At 36.6% G+C, this 21688-nt stretch carries 19 protein-coding genes; 2 read left to right on the forward strand and 17 right to left on the reverse strand.

Going from position 1 to position 21688, the window contains the following annotated elements; all coding sequences use genetic code 11:
* Window positions 1–45 precede the first annotated feature (45 nt).
* Window positions 46–2508, reverse strand: a complete 2463-nt coding sequence (gene parC, locus AC6UDA_RS03785; RefSeq protein WP_500711000.1) for a DNA topoisomerase IV subunit A — start codon at window positions 2506–2508, stop codon at window positions 46–48.
* Window positions 2509–2523: 15 nt separating this feature from the next.
* Window positions 2524–4485 carry a DNA topoisomerase IV subunit B gene (parE, locus tag AC6UDA_RS03790; protein WP_500706485.1) on the reverse strand — a complete coding sequence of 654 codons (1962 nt, stop codon included), beginning with the start codon at window positions 4483–4485 and terminating at the stop codon, window positions 2524–2526.
* 172 nt (window positions 4486–4657) lie between these two features.
* On the opposite strand from parE, the gene plsY reads away from it, so the two are divergent.
* Window positions 4658–5305 (forward strand): glycerol-3-phosphate 1-O-acyltransferase PlsY, encoded by a 648-nt coding sequence (gene plsY / locus AC6UDA_RS03795; protein WP_500693763.1) that lies wholly within the window; start codon window positions 4658–4660, stop codon window positions 5303–5305.
* Window positions 5306–5347: 42 nt separating this feature from the next.
* On the opposite strand, the gene AC6UDA_RS03800 is transcribed toward plsY, so the two are convergent.
* The 13 genes from AC6UDA_RS03800 to AC6UDA_RS03860 all read right to left on the reverse strand — a co-directional run bounded on the left by AC6UDA_RS03800 (window position 5348) and on the right by AC6UDA_RS03860 (window position 18960).
* Window positions 5348–6232 carry an aldose 1-epimerase family protein gene (locus tag AC6UDA_RS03800; RefSeq protein ID WP_500696681.1) on the reverse strand — a complete coding sequence of 295 codons (885 nt, stop codon included), beginning with the start codon at window positions 6230–6232 and terminating at the stop codon, window positions 5348–5350.
* A 46-nt stretch (window positions 6233–6278) separates the two neighbouring features.
* Complete coding sequence (hslU, locus tag AC6UDA_RS03805; RefSeq protein WP_500711002.1) at window positions 6279–7733, reverse strand: ATP-dependent protease ATPase subunit HslU; 1455 nt, start codon at window positions 7731–7733, stop codon at window positions 6279–6281.
* 16 nt (window positions 7734–7749) lie between these two features.
* Window positions 7750–8292, reverse strand: coding sequence for an HslVU peptidase proteolytic subunit (hslV, locus tag AC6UDA_RS03810; protein ID WP_500695638.1), 543 nt, complete (start codon window positions 8290–8292; stop codon window positions 7750–7752).
* A gap of 20 nt (window positions 8293–8312) precedes the next feature.
* On the reverse strand, window positions 8313–9239 hold the full coding sequence (gene xerC, locus AC6UDA_RS03815; protein WP_500711004.1) for a tyrosine recombinase XerC: 927 nt from the start codon (window positions 9237–9239) through the stop codon (window positions 8313–8315).
* Window positions 9240–9315: 76 nt separating this feature from the next.
* On the reverse strand, window positions 9316–11445 hold the full coding sequence (gene topA, locus AC6UDA_RS03820; RefSeq protein ID WP_500695636.1) for a type I DNA topoisomerase: 2130 nt from the start codon (window positions 11443–11445) through the stop codon (window positions 9316–9318).
* Between the two features lie 90 nt (window positions 11446–11535).
* Window positions 11536–12408 (reverse strand): DNA-processing protein DprA, encoded by an 873-nt coding sequence (gene dprA, locus AC6UDA_RS03825; protein WP_500711006.1) that lies wholly within the window; start codon window positions 12406–12408, stop codon window positions 11536–11538.
* Between the two features lie 38 nt (window positions 12409–12446).
* Complete coding sequence (gene rnhB / locus AC6UDA_RS03830) at window positions 12447–13211, reverse strand: ribonuclease HII (RefSeq protein ID WP_500711009.1); 765 nt, start codon at window positions 13209–13211, stop codon at window positions 12447–12449.
* Window positions 13201–14076 carry a ribosome biogenesis GTPase YlqF gene (ylqF, locus tag AC6UDA_RS03835; protein WP_500693771.1) on the reverse strand — a complete coding sequence of 292 codons (876 nt, stop codon included), beginning with the start codon at window positions 14074–14076 and terminating at the stop codon, window positions 13201–13203. The genes rnhB and ylqF overlap by 11 nt, the downstream gene beginning before the upstream one ends.
* A gap of 17 nt (window positions 14077–14093) precedes the next feature.
* The gene (locus AC6UDA_RS03840) at window positions 14094–14315 is read right to left on the reverse strand and encodes a YozE family protein (RefSeq protein WP_500693772.1); all 222 of its coding nucleotides are present in this window, start codon (window positions 14313–14315) and stop codon (window positions 14094–14096) included.
* Between the two features lie 11 nt (window positions 14316–14326).
* Window positions 14327–14821, reverse strand: a complete 495-nt coding sequence (locus tag AC6UDA_RS03845; RefSeq protein ID WP_500693773.1) for a dihydrofolate reductase — start codon at window positions 14819–14821, stop codon at window positions 14327–14329.
* 9 nt (window positions 14822–14830) lie between these two features.
* The gene (locus AC6UDA_RS03850) at window positions 14831–15781 is read right to left on the reverse strand and encodes a thymidylate synthase (protein ID WP_500711011.1); all 951 of its coding nucleotides are present in this window, start codon (window positions 15779–15781) and stop codon (window positions 14831–14833) included.
* A gap of 30 nt (window positions 15782–15811) precedes the next feature.
* Window positions 15812–17731 carry an ABC-F family ATP-binding cassette domain-containing protein gene (locus AC6UDA_RS03855; protein WP_500711014.1) on the reverse strand — a complete coding sequence of 640 codons (1920 nt, stop codon included), beginning with the start codon at window positions 17729–17731 and terminating at the stop codon, window positions 15812–15814.
* A gap of 20 nt (window positions 17732–17751) precedes the next feature.
* On the reverse strand, window positions 17752–18960 hold the full coding sequence (locus AC6UDA_RS03860) for a CCA tRNA nucleotidyltransferase (protein ID WP_500706467.1): 1209 nt from the start codon (window positions 18958–18960) through the stop codon (window positions 17752–17754).
* Window positions 18961–19074: 114 nt separating this feature from the next.
* On the opposite strand from AC6UDA_RS03860, the gene AC6UDA_RS03865 reads away from it, so the two are divergent.
* Window positions 19075–19893 carry a site-specific integrase gene (locus tag AC6UDA_RS03865; RefSeq protein WP_500711017.1) on the forward strand — a complete coding sequence of 273 codons (819 nt, stop codon included), beginning with the start codon at window positions 19075–19077 and terminating at the stop codon, window positions 19891–19893.
* Between the two features lie 38 nt (window positions 19894–19931).
* Here the strand turns inward: AC6UDA_RS03865 and AC6UDA_RS03870 are convergent, their stop codons facing one another.
* Complete coding sequence (locus AC6UDA_RS03870; RefSeq protein WP_500711019.1) at window positions 19932–21197, reverse strand: tetratricopeptide repeat protein; 1266 nt, start codon at window positions 21195–21197, stop codon at window positions 19932–19934.
* A gap of 68 nt (window positions 21198–21265) precedes the next feature.
* Window positions 21266–21541 (reverse strand): non-specific DNA-binding protein Hbs, encoded by a 276-nt coding sequence (hbs, locus tag AC6UDA_RS03875; RefSeq protein WP_010021419.1) that lies wholly within the window; start codon window positions 21539–21541, stop codon window positions 21266–21268.
* Window positions 21542–21688: the final 147 nt, after the last annotated feature.

Here is a 21688-nt window from a genome sequence, read left to right on the forward strand (position 1 = left end):
ATTTATTATTATATTGTGTATATTATCACGAAATCACTATATTTACTATAGCAAATTATCAACTTGAGATTGCTTTAAAGTGTCATGAGCAATCAAAATTGGAGTTCCAATCATCTTCGTATTCATTACGGACGATCCGTTTGACAAACGACCAGATGTTCCGTAGTCACCCAAGACCACTTCGTGTGAAGTCGCGTGATCAGTATAAATTTTAAGCGTTTCATCACTAGAATCAATTTTGATAAAATCAGCTAACAGGTTACTTTTGGTTTTAAACTCTTTTAAAACTTTAATTCCTTTTCGTGCACGGCTAGTCACTGGAATGTCGCTTACTCTCATCTTTTTAAAGTTCCCATTTTGGAAAACAACTCCAATTTCAGACTCATCATTTACAAATTGCATGTTAACGACGTGATCATCATCAGCTAAACTAATTGCTTTCACTCCTGTGGTCCTCGGACCATTCAACGAAACTTCCTGCAAGTCGTATCTAAGGGCCATTCCCTTTTCTGTCATCAATAAGACACTACCAGGATCTTCAACCCGATTGTATGAGACATTGACTACTTTTGATAGCGGCCCCTTCAACTTTTCATACATTGCAGCACGACTTTTATAGGTACGACTAGGAAGTAATTTGCTAAATTCAGTGCGCTTAATATGGCCAGCACTAGTTGTAATTACAAATTCACCATCTTGTTTACTTAGATCAGAGAAGTCATAAACAGCAATGATTTTCTCATTGGCATCAAGCCCATTCATTCTTGAGATATGTTCTCCCGTGTCTTTCCACTTAACGTCTTCGACTTCATAAACACGGCGATAAATCATATTACCCTTGTCAGTGAACATAAACAGCGAATCACGAGTGTTTAATTCATTTAAGTAAACGGCATGGTCATCGTCTTTTAAGCCGTTATCAGTGATCTCAGACGCATTAAATGAGCGAAGACTACTGCGTTTTAGATAACCATCATTACTTACCATTACCATTACATTTTCGTCCGGAAGCGTAACTTCCTCACTAACTTCCAGATTTTGAATTTTGTCTTCAATTTTAGTACGACGTGGATTACGGTAACGTTTTGCAATATCTCTAAGTTCACTTCTTAAAACAGAGTCAAGTTCATCTGGACTTGCTAAAATAGTCTCATATTCAGCAATTTTAGCTGCCAAATCAGCGTTTTCTTTTTTTAATTCAGTAACATCTGTATTAGTTAAACGATACAATTGTAAGGCAACAATCGCATCCGCTTGTTTTTCGGAAAAGTCGTATTCAGAAATTAAATTATTTCGCGCATCTTGTTTATCTTTACTAGCACGAATGGTTTTAATCACCTGGTCTAGGATTGATAATGCCTTAATCAAACCCAAGACAATGTGTTGTCGTGCATTGGCTTTATCTAAATTAAATTTAGTTCTTTTAGATATAACATCGCGTTGATAATCCAAGTAAGCAACTAAGATTTCTTTTAGAGAAAGCCTTTTTGGTGCCATATTGCTAATAGCAACGACATTAAAGTTATACGAAATTTGCAGGTCAGTATTTTTGAACAAGTAATTTAAGATACTAGTACTATCAACGTCCCGTTTCAATTCAATTGCAATCGTTAATCCTTCACGATCTGATTCGTCTCTTACTTCGGCAATTCCATCGATTTTTTTGTTAATTCTAACCTCATCAATTTGTTTAACTAACTGGGCTTTGTTAACTTCATAAGGAATTTCGGTTATCTTGATCATCTGTTTATTTCCACGTAATGCTTCGATTGAAGTTTTAGAACGGATCATGATGCGTCCCTTACCAGTTTCGTAGGCCTGTTTAATTCCGTCAAGTCCCTGAATGATTCCGCCGGTTGGAAAGTCTGGTCCTTTAACGTACTTCATTAGACTATCAAGTGTGGCATTTGGATGCTTTTGTAGATAAATTAATGCATCAATTACTTCACCGAGATTGTGTGGTGGAATTTCAGTGGCATATCCCGCTGAAATTCCAGTAGCACCATTTACTAGTAAGTTAGGAAATCTAGAAGGAAGAACGACAGGTTCATACTCCGTATCATCAAAGTTTAAAACCCAATCAACGGTATCCTTATCGATATCCCGCAACATTTCATCTGATATTTTACTTAAGCGAGCTTCTGTGTAACGCATGGCTGCTGGAGGGTCACCATCCATTGAACCATTGTTTCCGTGCATCTCAATCAACGGTTCCCGTAGTTTCCAGTCTTGACTCATACGAACCATAGCTTCATAGATTGAACTATCGCCATGAGGATGAAAATTACCCATGACGTTACCAACTGATTTAGCTGCTTTTCTAAATCCTTTAGAAGAAGTATTGCCATCCTTATTCATGGCATACAAAATCCGTCTTTGAACGGGTTTAAGTCCATCACGGACGTCTGGCAATGCTCTCTCTTGAATAATTGATTTAGAATAACGACTAAACCGTTCGTCCATAACTTCTGAAAGAGTTAAATCTTTAATTTTAGATCTATGTGCCATTTCATCACCTCCAAGCTAATTTTTCTCAGTATTATCTAAAATACTTCCGTCTTCTTCGAGATTAAATTGAACGTTATTTTCAATCCATTTTCGACGTGGTTCTACTTTATTACCCATTAAAGTTGATACTTGTCGTTCTGCATCAGCTGCATCATCGATTCGAACTCGAATTAAAGTCCTTTTGGCAGGATCCATCGTAGTTTCCCATAATTGATCCGCGTTCATCTCGCCCAAACCTTTGAAACGCTGTAACGAATATCCTGATTTAAAATCTTTAATGTCTTGATCACGTTCTTCATTGGTCCAAGCATATTCTACTTTGGATCTCTTCCCCTTACCATGTTGCAATTTATAAAGTGGCGGTAATGCAATATATACCTTACCTGCTTCAATCATTGGCCGCATGTATTTATAGAAGAAAGTTAAAAGGAGGATCTGAATGTGGGCACCATCATCGTCCGCATCTGTCATGATAATAATTTTGTCATAATTTGATTCCTCGATCTTAAAATCAGTTCCTACACCAGCTCCTACTGTGTAGATAATCGTACTAATTTCCTCATTTTTCATAATATCGGGAAGTTTAGCACGTTCAGTGTTTAGAACCTTCCCACGTAACGGTAAAATTGCTTGATGCTTTCGATCTCGTCCTTGCTTAGCGGAGCCTCCGGCCGAATCTCCTTCAACTAGAAATAATTCGTTTTCATTCGTATCTTTTGACTGAGCTGGGGTCAGTTTCCCAGAAAGGAGTCGTTCTCGTTTCTTTTTCTTTTTACCGTGTCGACTTTCTTCCCGAGCCTTTTTAGCAGCCTCACGCGCTGTGCGCGCATTGGTGGCCTTTTTAATCAAAGTTTTAGCAAAGTCACTATTTTCCATGAGGTAATAAAGTAATTGTTCTGAAACAACACTATCAACAACTGACCTTGCAATCGGGGTTCCCAACTTTTCTTTAGTTTGACCCTCAAATTGGAGCAGTTCTTCAGGTACTTTTAACGCTACGACAGCAGTTAACCCCTCACGAACATCGTTTCCCTCCAGGTTCTTGTCTTTATCTTTTAATAAATCAACTTTTCTAGCGTATTCATTGAAGGACTTGGTCCATGCACTCCTAAAGCCGGCTTCATGACTCCCACCGTCCTTAGTTCTCACATTGTTAACAAATGAAAGCATATTTTCGGTATAGCCGTCATTGTATTGAGCAGCAACTTCAACTTCGATGCCATCTTTTTTACCATCGAAATACATAACTTTTCCAAGGGTACTTTTGCCTTCGTTCAGATAGTCAACAAATTCCTTAATCCCATCTTTGAACTGAAATTCATCTTCACGAATCTTTCCGGGTCTTTCATCTTTAAGCGTTATTTTAACGCCCTTCAGCAAAAAGGCAGACTCACGAAGCCGTTCTGCCAAGATATCATAATTATAAGTTGTAGTAGTAAAGATGTCCGGATCAGGTTTAAATGTGACAGTCGTTCCAGTATGTTTATTGGTTTTTCCAATTTTTTTTAGGGTTCCAACAGGATGCCCACCATTTTTAAAATCTTCTTGATAAAGAGTACCATTACGGACAATTTGAACCGTTAAATGAGTTGAAAGTGCATTAACAACACTTGACCCAACTCCGTGCAATCCCCCAGAAGTTTTATATCCTCCTTGGCCAAATTTCCCACCAGCATGAAGAACCGTTAAAATTACTTCAGGAGTTGGTTTTCCAGAAGAATGCATTCCAGTTGGCATACCACGCCCATGATCAACCACTGTGATACTATCATCTTCGTGAATGGTAACGTTGATTTCATCACCATAGCCAGCTAATGCTTCATCGACTGCATTGTCAACAATTTCGTAAACTAAATGGTGCAATCCCTTTGAATCAGTAGAACCTATGTACATACCAGGTCGTTTTCGAACTGCTTCTAAACCATGTAAAACTTGAATTGAAGAGTCATCATACTCTTGCTTTTTTGCCTGTGTCATTAGGAAAGACTCCTTCTTTTAGTCATCGTTTTTAATAATAACCTATTTAAACTTGATTGCAAAGACGTTTTAAAGTTAGCTCATTTTTCCAAACTAAATTTTAAAATCATCTTTTTAATGATAAAATAAACTTTTGGGACTTATATATTACATTAATAATACGGAGGAAGATATGGTTAAATTTATTATTCTCCTAATCTTTGCTTATTTATTGGGATCAATTCCCAACGGAATTTGGATTGGCAAAGTATTTTTTCATATCGACATTAGACGACATGGCTCCAAAAATATTGGCGCTACCAACACTTATCGGGTACTAGGATGGTTTGCAGGAACCATTGTGATGATTCTTGATATTGCTAAGGGCGCCATTGCTACTTGGTTACCAATGCAGTTTGGAATCCATTCATGGTACCCACTCATTTTTGGACTGGCAGCGATCTTAGGCCATACTTATTCAATTTTTGATCATTTTCGTGGTGGTAAGGCAGTCGCAACTAGTGCCGGGATGCTTTGGGCATATAACTTCGTCTTTTTCTGCATTGCGGCCGGAACTTGGATTATCTGTATCTTTGTTACTAGTATGGTAAGTCTTGCTAGTATGCTAGGCTTTACCATTATTGTTATTGCATCATTATTTGAAAATGATCCAGCACTGACAATTCTAGCAATTTGTTTAACAATCTTTACTTTCTATCGCCACCGTAACAACATCATTAAGATTATTCATGGAGATGAAAATCTCGTTCCGTTTGGTCTTTATTACTGGTACTTAAAATACGTAAAGAAATCCATTCCTTCAAAAAAACAGCATAAATAAGGGGGCACTCAACGAGTGTCCCCTTATTTAATTTAATCTTATTTAGAAGAAAGTAATATCAAAATTAGCATTTAAGCTTTCGTTTGGGTCAAGTTTACTTATATCGGCCTTATCTTTTAAAAATCCAGTACTGCCTTCCTCATCAGCAATTCCCCACCATGGTTCTAAACACACAAAGGGAGCATTTTTAGGATAAGTTGACCAGATACCAATGTACTTACAGTCGTAAGCAGTCAAAGCGACTCCATGCTCGGTGACATCTGATTGGAGCATAACGGTAGTTTGCTCATTATCAGATACATCAAGAACCTTTGCATCATGAATAAATAGGTCACGATTTAACTGTAGTGGATTGTTCAGCGTTTTTTCAATTGGATGTTTAATATTACTGTATCCATTCTGATCAATTCTAACAGTTTTATAGTCATGCTTTGGAGCAATCGAGACCGAATAATCATCAAATGTTTCTTTCTTAGGAAACAATGGGACGTTGAATCCTGGATGAGCTCCTAATGAGAAATACATTGGATCTGGATTGATATTTTCTACTACCATTTCAACCGCAATGGTGTGTTCATCTAGCTCATAGTGAATGGATAAATTAAAGTTAAAGGGATAAATCTTTCTAGTAGCCGCACTCGAATGCAACATAAAATTGACTTCGGTTTGGTTGTGAGATTCGATCTCAAACTCACTATCTCTAGCAAAACCATGCTGATACATATGATAACTGTTTCCATCGTAAATATAATCATCATCTTGAAGTCGACCAACGATTGGAAACAAGATCGGTGCATGACGCTTCCAGTACTTTTTATTAGCACCCCAAATATATTCAGTACCGCTTTGATCCTTAACCGAAACAATCTCAGCACCTTTTTGATTAATTCGAACCGTTAAGTAATCATTTTTTAGTGTAACTGGCAATTTAATCCCTCCCTTTCTTTATATATTATTTCACAAAATGTAGAAACTATAAAATATATCGTGCTATATTTTCATCAGCCGCAAGATTACCAACTTTGTCTTCAACGTATTGTTGGTTAATCGTAATATCACCCATATGCATATCTGGTCCTTCATACAAAATATCTTCAAGTAATTTTTCTAGAATTGTGTGAAGCCGTCTAGCCCCGATATTATCAGTATCATGGTTAACAGAATATGCAATATCAGCAATTTTTTCAATTGCTTCCTTAGTAAAAGTTACTTTAATATTATCCGTCCCAATTAATGCTACATATTGCTTAATTAATGCATCACTCGGTTCAGTTAAAATTTTAACAAAGTCATTCTTACTTAGATCATTTAATTCTACTCGAATTGGGAATCGACCTTGCAGTTCAGGAATTAAATCTGAAGGCTTACTATCAGCAAAAGCACCGGAACCGATAAACAAGATGTGATTGGTATTTATGACTCCATACTTAGTATTTACATTTACACCTTCAACGATTGGTAAAATGTCTCGTTGAACACCTTCTCTTGACACTTCTCCACGAGTTTGTTTGTTTCCACCAGTCAATTTATCAATTTCATCTATAAAAATAATCCCGGTATTTTCGGCACGTTTAATTGCTGAGCCATTCACTTTGGCATCGTCAATTAGTGTTTCTGATTCTTGATTGATTAATGCTTCACGAGCTTCTTTTAACGGAAGGACTCTTTCAACTTGCTTCTTTGGCAGCATACTCTCTAATCCCTGCAAGTTAATTCCCATTTGTTCCATTTTGCCGTTGTCCGCGTTTAGTGCAGCCGCTGGGTCATCAATGGAGATTTTAACTTCATGGTCCTCTAACTCGCCTTTTTCAATTTGATTTAAAATTTGATCGGCATCGTTTTTAATTTTATTCTTTTCGTCATTATCCATGAAGGGATCTTTTTGAGTTAACCAAGATAGATCTATTGGTTTCCCCTTCTTAAACGCCTTATTAAATTCTTTAACCGTATCTTCTAATTTTTTATCATTATTTGCGATTGCTTCTGGATCATCTACGTGGTTTTCTTCGCGTGAAATGATCTCAGCCAAGTCCTTATTCGCTTTCTTTTCAGCTTCACGTCTAACGTTTTTAAACTCAATTTTCTTTTCCATTTGAACTGAGCTCTCAACTAAATCACGAACCATTGAATTAACATCTCCACCAACGTATCCAACTTCAGTGAATTTGGTTGCTTCTACTTTGACAAATGGAGCGTCTACAATCTTAGCCAAACGACGTGCAATTTCTGTCTTACCAACTCCAGTGGGACCGATCATCAATAAGTTTTTAGGAGTAATGTCCTCTTGCATCTGTGGGCTTAATTGAAGACGACGGTAACGATTACGCAACGCGATTGCTACAGACTTCTTAGCATCGTCCTGTCCAACAATATAATTATCTAATTGGGAAACAATTTCTTTTGGTGTCATTTGTTCTTCTTTTGTCATTAATTAATACCTCGGTTTATAATTCTTCAGAAATTACATTGTGATTAGTAAAAATATCAATGTCAGCAGCGATGTTAATAGCAGCTTTGGCAATTTCTTCAGCTGACATTTCAGGCGCCTTATGTTTCATTGCAGTGGCTGCTGCTAATGCAAAATTACCACCAGATCCAATTGCTAAAATATCATCGTCTGGCTCAATTACTTCTCCTGAACCAGATACTAAAAGCAAATTATCATGATCGGCAACAATTAGCATGGCCTCAAGTTTTTGTAACTGTTGATCGCCGCGCCATTCTTGAGCTAATTTTACTGAAGCTCTTTTTAAGTTGCCGCTATATTCTTTCAACTTTTTTTCAAACTTTTCTTCTAGGTTAAATGCATCAGAAACACTTCCAGCAAAACCGACTCCAACTTTCCCATCAAAGATCCGACGGATTTTATGTGCGGTTCCCTTCATGATAACTTTTTCTCCCATAGTAACTTGACCGTCACCAGCTAGTGCAACGTGACCATTATGTCTGATGGCGCAAATTGTGGTAGCTTCAAATTTTACTGTCATAATTAAATTCCCTTCAAAAGTTAGTTTGGATTATCTTCATCAGGACGCTTAAAGAACTTCTGGTAGTTCTTAAGTAGTCCTTCTTTAGTAACATGAGTATAAATTTGGGTTGTAGATAAATCAGAATGACCAAGTAATTCCTGAACAGTTCTAAGATCAGCTCCATTATTCAACATTTGAGTGGCAAATGTATGACGAAGCATGTGAGGATGAATTGAACTATTAAGACCACTTCTTTTCATAATTCCATCTAAAATGTATTCAATACCGCGGCTTGACAGTTTATCACCATGCTGATTGATAAATAAGTAAAGATGGTCTTTATGATATTTACGCATAATTGGCGTTCGGCATTTCTCCATATATCGTAAAATAGCACTTTTAGCATACCTTCCAAATGGCAGATAACGTTCCTTGTTTCCCTTACCTAAAACAAGCATGATTCGATTATCAAAATCAATGTCGTTAATATCAAGATTGGAGCACTCACTGACTCTCATTCCCGTCCCGTATAGAACCTCGAGAATGGCACTGTCACGAGTAGCAATTCGTTTGTCTTGATTACTTGCGGCTGTTTTAAAAAGAATGTCTAATTCTTTTTGATAAAAGAATCTTGGTAAATGCTTATTATGCTTTTTTATGTGAACATATTCAAACGGATTGTCCGAAATTAGTTCATTGTTTAGCAAAAAATTAAAAAAAGACCTTAATGAAGAAATTTTACGAGCGATGGTGCTATTTTCATCTCCTCTATCGTGCAAAGTACCTAAGAAAACTTCAACGTCAAAATTGTCGATATTTTTAAAGCTTTTAGTGTTTCCTGACGTCTGTAGAAATACATTAAATTCCTCAAGATCGTCTTCGTAAGCTTTAGCCGTGTCTTTTGAATATTGACGTTCGTTTACAATATATTTTACGAATAGTTCGATTAGTTTTTTGTTTTGCATTTGTTTTTCCTAAGTTAAAGTAACTTTTTACATTTTACCTTATAAATAAAACCGTTCCGAGGAACAGCTATTTTAATTATTTCTGAATATCTTCTTTATAATCGCCGTTTGGACAAATAACTTGCATGCCACCACGAACCTTTTTTTCAACCAAGAAATGACCACACTTTGGACAATCTCGTCCAATTGGCTTATCCCACGAAACAAAGTCACATTCAGGATAACGTGAACACCCATAAAACAACCGATTCTTTTTTGTTTTACGTTCAATAACTTGACCCTTCTTACACTTCGGACAAGTTACCCCAATTTCTTTGACAATTGCTTGAGTATTGCGACAATCTGGAAAGCGTGAACAAGCGTAAAATTTACCATACTTCCCCATCTTTACGACCATCGGTGCACCACATATCTCACAGTTAAACCCGGCTAATTCATCCTTAATTTGAACATCTTCCATAAGTTGTTCCGCATGGTCCACTTCTTTTGAAAATGGTTGATAGAAGTGATCTACAACTTCAACCCATTTTTCTTTAGCTTCTTCGATCTCATCCAATTTTCCTTCGACATCAGCCGTAAAATCAACGTTGACAATGTCAGGAAAGTACTCTTCAATAATTTTATTCACAATCTCGCCGAGTTCGGTTGGTTCAAACCGTTTTCCAACTAGTTTAACGTAATAACGTTTTTGAATTGTACCTAATGTTGGCGAATAGGTAGATGGACGTCCCACTCCATTCTCTTCTAAAGTTTTAATCAGATTGGCTTCAGTGTATCGAGCTGGTGGTTGAGTAAAGTGTTGGTCTGGATTATTTTTAGATAATTTAACGGTGTCACCACTATTTAAATCAGGCAAGATATTATCTTTCTCTTTCCCATTTGAATAGACTTTCAAAAAACCTTCAAATTTCATCTTTGAGCCGTTAGCACGATACGTTACACCATTTTGTTCAATGGTTACTGTTTCAGTATCCATAATTGCTGGAGTCATTTGACTAGCTACAAATCGTGACCAAATTAAATTGTAAAGTTTATATTGATCCTTAGTAAGATATTGTTTAATGTTTGCAGGAGTCCGATAAACAGATGTAGGTCGGACTGCTTCGTGCGCATCCTGAGCGCCTTCTGGCATTTTCCCCTTAATTGGTTTATTAGCAGAGTATTCTGCCCCATACTTTTCATGAAGAAAGGTAGCTGCCTCATGCTTAGCAATTGATGAGATTCTTGTTGAATCAGTTCTCATATAAGTAATGAGACCCTGGCTTCCTTCTTTGCCAATATTAATTCCCTCATAAAGTTGCTGGGCAGCCATCATTGTTCGTCCAGTCTTAAAATTTAATTTCCGGTTAGCATCTTGTTGAAGAGTACTAGTTGTGAATGGTGCGTTCGGTTGTCTCCGCCGTTCTTTTTTAGTGACTTTTGTAATATCAAAATCAGCTTTTGGATCAATTTGTTTTAAAACTTTTTGTACATCATCATTATTCGCAAGTTTCGCTTTCTTGCCATTAAGACCGTAGAAACTAGCTTTAAACTTTGAACGCCCAGACTTAAATTCAGAATCGATTGTCCAGTATTCTTCTGGCTCAAATTTTCTAATCTGACGTTCCCGATCAATCACTAACCACAATGCTACTGACTGTACCCGTCCGGCACTTAATCCCTTTTTTACTTTTTTCCAAAGCAGTGGAGAAATCGAATATCCCACTAATCGATCCAAAACCCGACGTGCTTGTTGAGCATCCACGAGATTCATATCGATCGTTCTTGGATGTTTAAAAGCATCCTTAACGGTATCCTTGGTAATTTCGTTAAAGACCACGCGATTTTGATCATTAACGTCAAGATTCAACACGTGGGAAACATGCCAGGCAATTGCCTCACCCTCACGATCAGGGTCAGATGCTAAATAAATCATCTTCGACTTCTTAGCCTCAGACTTTAGCATTTTAATTACGTCACCCTTCCCCCTAATTGAAATGTAATCAGGTTTAAAATCGTCTTCAATGTCCACGCCCATCCTACTCTTAGGGAGATCACGAACGTGTCCTTTACTTGCTACGACCTTATAGGTACTTCCTAGATACTTTTGAATTGTCTTTGCTTTAGCTGGCGATTCGACAATCACTAACTTTTTCTTTCTTGAACTTGCTTTACGTTTTTTTGTTTTAGTTGTTTTCTTTGTCTTTGCTACAGAAGTTGTGGCCATTAAAATTATCCTCGTTATTTTTTTCTTCATTAATACATGATAATTTCCGTTTAAATTTCTTCCATATCATATTGCAGTTTTAAAGACCTGTCAAACTAAAGAATCTTCCAAAACATCATTATCACTCAAACAAGGACGTGCTCCAGAAGCAATTAGTTGATTACAACCCTTAGAAAGTGGAGAAGTAATATTGCCTGGTATGGCAAGGACATCCCGATTTTCAGACAAAGCCAAACTAGCAGTAATTAAACTTCCTGACCTTTGCTTTGCCTCAACAACAATTAATTTTTCGCAAAGGCCAGCAATGATGCGATTTCGTTCCACAAAATGGTATTTTAAGGGCCTACTTCCTAATGGATACTCACTGATAACCAGGTTGGTTCTCATCAAATTATCCTGAAGCTGCGTACATTCAGCGGGATAAAAACGGTCCAGACCTGTCCCAATCACCGCAATTGTATGACCATCATGTGCTAAAGCACACTGATGACTTAAACAATCAACTCCCTTAGCCAGACCAGACACAATCGTAAACTTTTTAAGTACCTGACGTGTAATAATTTCCTTAATTGCTGCGATTGAATAACTTGTACACTGTCGTGCACCTACCACAGAAATCGAACGTGTTGTAAGTAACGACACGTCACCCACATAAAAGAGCACAATTGGCGCGCAATAAATATCAGCAAGTTGTTCAGGATAACCATCATCAAGAATGGTCATCCAATGATATTTTTGGTTCAAACGAAAAGATCGCTCTAACTCACTACTTAAAAATGAATTCTTAAACTTCGTTGTCTGCAAATGATGACGTTTTAATAGATTGATTAATTCACCTTCAACCTCAGATAAAGACATGTTTTCAACTGAAGTCCCCTTAACCCACCGTGCAAGAATTGCTTCGCCTTTAATCCCAATCCCACGACATAACTTGATTCTAAGCAATAATTTCCGTTTATCCATTTTCTACCTCCTGGTTTGTCTATGGATAAATACGTAAATTAATGATTGATTGTTTTTAATACTGGTGAAAAAGTCTTGCGATGAATTGGGGTCGGACCAAGTTTATCTAAAGCCCGTAAATGTTCTTTGGTTCCATAACCCGCATTTCGTTCGAATCCATATCCGGGATACTTACGAGCGTATTCATTCATTAAATCGTCTCGAAAAACCTTAGCAAGGATACTAGCAGCAGAAACACTAACTGATTTTGAGTCTCCCTTAATCAACCTAGTCTGCGGAATACTGTCATCAATTGTCATGGCGTCCACAATAATATGACCTGGCTGTGGATCTAACTTACTAATTACGTTTTTCATGGCAATTCTAGTTGCTTCATAAATATTGACTTGATCAATCATCTGACTTGAAACCGCAAAAAAGTTGTAAGCAATCGCCTCCTTTTTGATTTTTGGAACTAGTTCTCGTCTTTTTTCATCACTTAATTTTTTGGAATCATTGACGTCAATAAGATCAAAGTCAACTGGTAAAATTGCCGCACCAGCGACTACTGGACCAGCAAGCGGCCCTCTGCCCACTTCATCAACGCCAGCAATATACTTCACCCCGCGTTGCCATATTTCTTTTTCATATTTAAATCTGGTTAAAAAATCACGTTTTTTCTCGGTCTGGGTATTAATTCGCTTCAACGTTCTCTTAATAATTCTTTGAACTCCAATTCGTGGATCATCCCCAAAGCGGACAAAAAGCGGATCACTAACATTATCAACGTTAGCAAGCCGCTCAGAAATTTCTCTAATCGTCATTACCATACTCATTTCTTTCCACCAGTTCAAGGGAATCTAACGTAAAACGCCCTAATTTTCCCTTTTGAACATCATTAATAATCCTGACGCTGGCTCGGTCGTAATCGTCTTTCATTCCAATCTTTTCAGTAATTTTAAGTAATAACTCAACATCACTTAAGTTTAAATCGGACGGACCCAAATGATAACGTTTCAAGATCTCGTCGCTATGGTGACTACGAAAAAAATGAAGCGCAAATAAAGCAATATCATCAGGATGATAAATACTCTCCTTAATTGCTCCCGTTAACGCTAATTTATCAGCAATCTCCTGATTTTGAAACTTTGGCCACAATATTCCGGGAGTATCCAATAATTCCATCGTTTTACTGGAGGTTAACCATTGTTGACCCTTAGTTACTCCCGGACGATTGCCAACCGCTGCTGATCTCTTACTAACTAACTGGTTCAACAAAGTTGACTTGCCAACGTTCGGAACCCCAACACAGACAGCCTTAATGATGTCTTTTTTTAATCCCTTTGCTTGCGATTGTTCTAACTTATCCTTCAGAACTTTCCGAGCAGCAGTCTCAATCTTATTTCTGACCCCACGTGATTTTGAATCGATTGAGATGGCCGATAATCCCGTACTATTAAAGTAATCTAACCATTCTTTAGTCATCTTTGGATCAGCTAAATCAGATTTAGTTAAAATAAACAAGCGTGGTTTACTACCTGATACTCGCTTAATCTCTGGATTAATCGATGAATACGGAATCCTTGCATCAACCAATTCAAAAATAATATCAACAACGTGGACATTTTCCTCAAACTGACGAATAGCTTTCGCCATGTGTCCAGGAAACCATTGTATATTACTTCCCATTTATTGCTCCTTTATCGTTAATCGAGGTAGGCAAGATACTCTTTCCATGCATCATCAAAAATTGTCATGGATGGTAAATAACCAGCATTTTCCTCCAAGTACTTAGAAAGCCTTTCAAAATTATCCTCTTGCTTTGGAAATAATTGATCAAAGAACGCATTATTAGCAAACTCCGCAATCGGATCGGAACTCCCTGGATGTCTTCTAGTCATTAAAAATTCATAAAAACTTTTTCTCAATTTCTTACCTCTTATTTCTTACGCTTAAATATCTCAAAAGTATGCGGATAAACATTATGTTCATCAACTTTTCCAGAAATCTTCTTTTCTAATTCAAATTGAGAATAATCAATATCAATCATTTTAACATCCCCATCAAAATCATGATTGATACTAGTGCGATACAGATAATCAACAAACGGCAACAAATCTTCAAATACAGACGTTCCACCAACCACAAAAATCATTTCATTAGGGTATCTTTTTGCATACTTCAAAAATTCATCAACCGTTTTAAAGGTCACAACCCCACTCGGAAAATCACTCTGCGGGCGGTGAGTCAAAACCAAATTTTTGCGTCTTGGTAATGGTCTTTTAAAACTATCATACGTGGTTCTACCAGCTAGAATTTGATGATCGATCGTATTACGTTTAAAAAATTGCATGTCATCCGGCAAGTGCCAGGGTAATTTACCATCTTTTCCAATGACATGTCCGTTTGACTCTGCCCAAATATAAGCTAACATAATAATCTCCTATACTGCCACTGACGCTTTAATTGGCTTGTCGTGGTGATAATCAACCACCTTAATATCATCCATATCATAATCAAAAATACTTTCCTTATCGGGATTTAGCCAAAGATGTGGAGCTGGGTGTGGCTTTCTCGTTAACTGCTCTTTGACTTGATCAATGTGATTACTGTAAATATGAGCATCACCCAACGTATGGACAAAATCACCAGGAATTAATCCGACCTCTTTGGCAATTAAACTAGTAAGTAAAGCATAACTTGCGATATTAAATGGAACTCCCAAAAAAATATCACCACTACGCTGATACAATTGGCAACTTAACTTGCCATCGTTTACGTAAAACTGAAACATTACATGACAAGGTGGAAGAGCCATACTAGAAATATCTTCTGGATTCCAAGCACTCACAATCATTCTTCTGGAATCGGGATTAGTTTTAATGGTATTAATAACATTTTTAATCTGGTCAATGGCCTTACCATTGCTCGTTTTCCAGTTACGCCATTGACTCCCATAAACCAAGCCTAAATCGCCATATTTTTTGGCAAAATCATCGTCATTTAAAACTCGTTCACAAAATATTTTCTTCTGCTTTTGGTATTCTTCACTAAATTCGGGATCACTTTGTGAACGCAAACCAAAATTAGTCATATCTGGTCCATGATATTCATCAGAATTAATCCATTTTTCAAACGCCCATTCATCCCAAATATGATTATTATGTTTAAGTAAATAACGAATGTTAGTATCACCCCGCAAAAACCAGAGTAATTCTGACTTAATCAACCGAAAGGGAACCGCCTTAGTGGTTAAAAGTGGAAAGCCGTCCTGTAAGTTAAAACGCATTTGATAACCAAAGGTACTAATGGTTCCGGTACCAGTTCGATCTGATTTTTTGTGACCATTATCTAAAACGTAACGTTCTAGATTTAAATATGCATCCTCTAACATTTTAATCTCTTCCTTTTTTAATAAAAACAACTACTCATCAACGTACTGGCTCAAATATTCCCATCGGTTCATTAATTGATCTGATTTCTGATTTAATTCATCAAGATTTCGTTGTAACTCTGCTAACTTATCGTAATCCGAACTATTTTCTTGCATCTGTTTTTTTACATCTTTAGTCTGACGATCTAAAGAATTAATCTTGCCATCGATCTTATCCCACTCAATTCTTTCAGCATACGTTAACTTGGTTTTCGATTTCGTGCTTTTTTTCTCGGAAGTGCTATCTTTAGCTTCATCTAATCGGCTATTGGTTTGGTTCTTACTATCATGATGAACCTGTTTCCTTTGCATTTTCATTTTTTGTAGATAATCAGTAAATTGACCAGTATAACGCTCAATTTTAGCATTCCCATCAAAAATCAATAATCGAACAGCTACTTTATCAAGAAAGTAACGATCATGAGATACTGTAATCGTTGTCCCATTAAAGTGCTTGATGTAATCCTCTAGAACCGTTAAGGTCCCAATATCGAGATTATTAGTTGGCTCATCAAGAAGAAGCACATTTGGTTGCTCCATCAATAATTTCAGTAAATAAAGGCGCCTTTTTTCTCCACCTGAAAGCTTGCGGATCAAAGTTCCATGCATAAATTTAGGAAAAAGGAACTGTTCTAATAAATTAGTAACGCTGACCTTATTTCCATCCTTATCAACCACATTTTCACCGATATCAGTTAAATAACTAATAACACGTTTGTCTTCCGGGATTTTCTCCATTTTTTGTGTATAATATGCCATTTTAACGGTTTCACCAATATCAATGGTACCGGACTGAAGTGGAAGCTTTCCAGCAATTACATTTAAAAAGCTTGATTTCCCGGCACCATTTTCACCACTAATTCCGATTCGTTCACCATTTTGAATTAACATGCTGAAATCTCTTAGAATTGGCTTATGAGCAATTGTTAAGTTAGCGTGTTTAATGTCAATCACTTTTTTACCAAGCCGTTTTTGACCCATCGTGATATCGACATCTTCATCGATTGGATTGCCCTGATCAACATCAGCTTTTAAATCGTTAAATCGATTAATTCGTGCTTGTTGCTTAGTGGAACGAGCTTTAGCGCCTTTTTTCATCCACTTTAACTCTTGTTTGTAAAGCCGTTGCTGCTTATGAGAGGCAGCCTCTTGCTCTTCATCAAGTTCAGCTTTCCTCTGGACATAATCTTGATAATTACCGGGATACTTATAAAGTTTACCAAATGATAATTCCCATATTTGATTAGCAATTTGATCCAAAAAATAACGATCATGGGTAACAAATACTAAAGCTCCCTTGTATTTACTCAAAAATCGTTCCAACCAGTCAACCGAGTCAAAATCCAAGTGATTGGTAGGTTCATCTAATAAAAGTAAATCAGGTGACTGAATTAAAACCTGAGCTAATCCAACTCGTTTCTGCTGGCCACCCGACATGCTTCCCACCTTTTGATCTAAATCGGTAATTTTCAGTTGATTAAGGATGTTTTTAACGTCCACTTCCGCCGTCCAGGCATCCTCTTCATTCATTTTTGCTTCTGCATTCTCAAACTTTTTTTCAAAATCTGAATTTTCCGGATGCTTAGAGTAATTTTTAAGTGCATGTTCATAGGATCTGATGATTTTAAAAATCTTTTGATCACCAGCAAAAACAGCGTCAATAACAGTTAGGTTTTCATCTAAATCTGGAACCTGCTTTAGGTATCCAATTGTGTACGACTTAGAAGTGGTAATTGTCCCATTAACATCATGATCAATTCCAGAAATAGTATTTAAAAGGGACGATTTACCACTTCCATTCGTTCCAATTAATCCAATTCGGTCATGTTCATTGATAATAAAGTCAAGATTTTTAAATAAAGTCTTTTCACCATACGTCTTCGTCAAGTTTTCTGCTTTTAATGTTTGCACAATATCTGCTCCAATTATTTTTAATCATTATTTATTTGCTTCGATGCAGAAAGTAGTGAATCTGAATCATTTTTAATTTGGCCACTTATAACGGAACGTTCCAGTTGATTAAGAACATTTCCTAATAATGGACCTGGTTTAAAACCTCTATCAATCAACATTTTACCGTTAATTTTTAGTTCACTTTTACTTTTAATCGGAAGGCGATCATATTCATTTTCTATTTGGTCAATATTTACTACCTTACCTAAGGTCATGGCTACTTGACATGCGTTATCAAGATTGATGCGACCAACTTTATACGACGTTACTGGATCTAAAACATCACTTACAATCTTGTAAGTTGCTTTAACCGTTAGTTTAACGTTCTCGGTTAACCTATTTGATCCCTTCCAACTCTTCATCAGATGTCCAATCTGTTCACTATTTAATTCGCACTGACATGCAATTAAGGACCAAACCTGAACTTCATTATTAATGTATTCTGAAATGGGACGTGACCCTAACCTAGCTATTTCAGAAACATAATCACCCAAGACGGGAACATACTTAATTAAATTCGTTTGGATCATCTGTTTAAGCCCCCTGCCAGGAGCCATCCCTAGCATCATCTTTACAAATTCCACGTTAATTCGTTCCACAGCAATCTTTTTTAATAGATAACTATGTTTACTAATCGCATTAAAAGTGTTCTTTTCAATTGCAAAATTCAGTTTACTAGCAAAGCGAACAGCACGCATCATTCGTAAAGCATCCTCATTAAAACGTTGTTCTGGATCTCCAACAGCCTTAATTAGATGATTTCTTAAATCATTTAAGCCACCAAACAAGTCAATGATTTCACCATTTTCTTTCATGGCAAGCGCATTGATAGTAAAATCACGACGCTTTAAATCATCTTCAAGTGATCGAACAAAGGTAACTTGATCGGGACGCCGATAATCTTGGTATCCTGATTCAGTCCGAAACGTCGTGATTTCATAAGATCGACCATCGTGCACCACCGTGACGGTTCCGTGTTCAATCCCAGTATCAATTGTCTTCTTGAAAATGGTTTTAATTTCTTCAGGATACGCACTACTTGCGATATCAACGTCATGAATTGGTGCATGCAAAATAGTGTCACGGACTGATCCGCCAACAAAATAAGCTTGAAATCCCGCTTCTTCAATTGTCTGAAGAACCCTTCTAGCATCATCAAATTCACTTGGTAAGTTGTCTATTTTCATGATCCACACACCTTCACTGATTTCATTCTACCAAAATTATCATATAAAAGTTAGGCTTGTGTCTGGTTCTTGTGTTATGATTAAGTTAAAGTAACTTATTACAGGAGACAAATCATGAGTAACAATTATCCATATCAAGATCATTTTGAACGTTATCTAAGAAAAAAAGAACTCTCAAATGTAACCATTCGAGAGTATTCCAAAACCTTATCGGATCTTTTTAATTATTTATCTAATTTTAACGTGGGATACCAAGCGGATCACCGAGTTAGTCAAATCTTTGATCGAGACATCGAGCAATATCTAGATATGATCATTTCTAAGCGTAATAACGGAAACAATACCTATAACAAGGTTTTATCTCAGATCAACGTCTATTTTAAATTCTTATTTAACAACCACCTTAATACCCATCTTCCTACAATTAACATTAAAAGTAAGGAAAAAAACGAACATAATTCATACATTACCAAGTGGATCTATTCTTTACCAACTATCCTCGAAGATCCTGAGGTTCACTACTACACTAGAATGACGCTGTTACTTATCAGTAAGGGATACCAATCTTCAGAGTTTCTCTTACCTGGCTTTTATCATGAATTAAACCACGTTGACTTTTCACCTGAAGAAAAATCCTTTTTATCTAATTTTCAAAAATTTGTTACCCCGCTTCAAATTCGTCATCATTCAAAGGACCTCTTTTTAAAGCAAAGAATCGCTTCCAACTGCCATATTACATCTGCAGGTCTTCACAAATACTTAAAGCCAGATAGTGAATACCTAGCAATGAATCTCAATCCCAAATCACTATACCAAGCATTCGTCATTAACTATCTCAATCAACATCCAAAGGATAGTGACAAAACTCTCGCACAAGATTTAAGAATGGATCCAGCGTCACTAATCTATTATCAAAAATTAGCACAAAAATAAGGATCAGAGTATCAAATCCAACTCTGATCCTTATTTTGTTACTCGTAATCTTCTAAATCTTCAAGCATGTATGCCATTTCATCATCAGTCGGGACAAGTTTCACATAATGTTTTAGCAGTTTAATGGTTTCCTTAATTTGACCATTCTCTCTAAACAATAAAATCGCCTCATGTAAGAAATCAGGATTATCATCAAAGTACGGAAGAGCTCGCTCATAGTACTTTTGAGCATTATCATACTTTTCAAGATGAGCATAAGACACCGCCAAATTCCAGTAAATTTGTGGATCGGTTTCTTCTTCTTTTACGTATGGGCTTAAAAAATCAACATTTTTTTGATATTCGCCCTGCTTAACGTACAAATTAGATAACTTAATAATTAATTCCATGTTATCCGGATCAACCTGATGTCCCTTATTAAGATACTTCAGGGCTAGGTCTTCTTTTGAAAGTTTAGTAGCAACGTCTGCAGCTTTAATGTACATACTGACATTATACTGATCAACACTCATACCCTCCTGATAAACCTTTAAAGCATTTTTAGGTTCATTCATTTGAATGTATGCTTCCCCTAAGTAAGGATACAGTGAGGCATACTGAGGATCCTCTTCTCGCAACTGCTTGAACATCTCAATCGCCTTAGCGTAGTTCTTCAACTGTAAGTACGTAAAACCCGTTTCAAATTTGACGTCTGGCGTCATATCAATGGGCTTAATCTGTTCAAGGTATCCAATAGCCTGTTCAAAATGACCTGCATTAGCATATGCCACCCCTAACCTTTCAACCAAATTAACTGAAGAAATGTTCAAAACACCTTGTTTAATTATTCCCAAATATATAGGAATGGCTTTATCAAATTGTCCGGTAGAAAAATACAATTCAGCCAGGGCAAATTTAATTACATTTTCGTCTGGATCAATTTTTTCAGCTTCAAGTAACTTTTGTTCACTAACGTTATACATTTCCTGAGTTTGATAAAGATCAGCTTCAACCATCAAAGCATTAACATAATTTGGGGAATCAGGTTTAATCTCACTTAAATAATTAAGCGCTTTATCAATCTTGCCTTCAGAAATCAAAATATCTGCAATACTTGTTCTTAACTCGTCTTCCTCAGGATATTTTTTTAAAAGATCTTTATATATATCAATCGATTCGTTTAAAAAACCTAATGAATAAAGTTCTGCTGCTAACGAATAAATCATATCATCACTATCATTTACCTTGGCTTTTTTGATGTCATCGTTAAATTGACTCATATCACCCTTTTTTAGGGCGTCTAAGGCTTGCTCTGAATAAGTCATTACACATGTCCTCCTACTAATAAAAAAACCAGTACGCATAAGCGCACTGGTTAAACCATTAAATAAAACTATTTAACAGCTTCCTTTAAAGCCTTACCGGGTTTAAAGGCAGGTACTTTACTTGCAGGGATTTGAATTTCTGCACCAGTTTGGGGGTTACGTCCCTTACGAGCGGCACGATTACGTACTTCGAAATTACCAAAACCGATCAATTGTACCTTTTCACCGTGAGTCAACTTGTCTTGGATTGAGTCAAAAACTGCATCCAAAGCTGCGGTGGCATCTTTCTTAGTTAAACCAGTTGCCTTTGCGACATCATTAACTAATTCTGCTTTGTTGGCCATGTGTATTCACCTCCTGAATAGATGTTTTTTATGTAAAAAACACCCAATAAGTTAAAGATTAAGCCAGGGGAAATGATGTACTACTACATCATTTCTAGTCTTAATTTAGCATAAGAATGGTGTCATTGCAACAAATAATGGAAGTAT

This window comes from Fructilactobacillus sp. X8R4C1 (assembly GCF_059900905.1).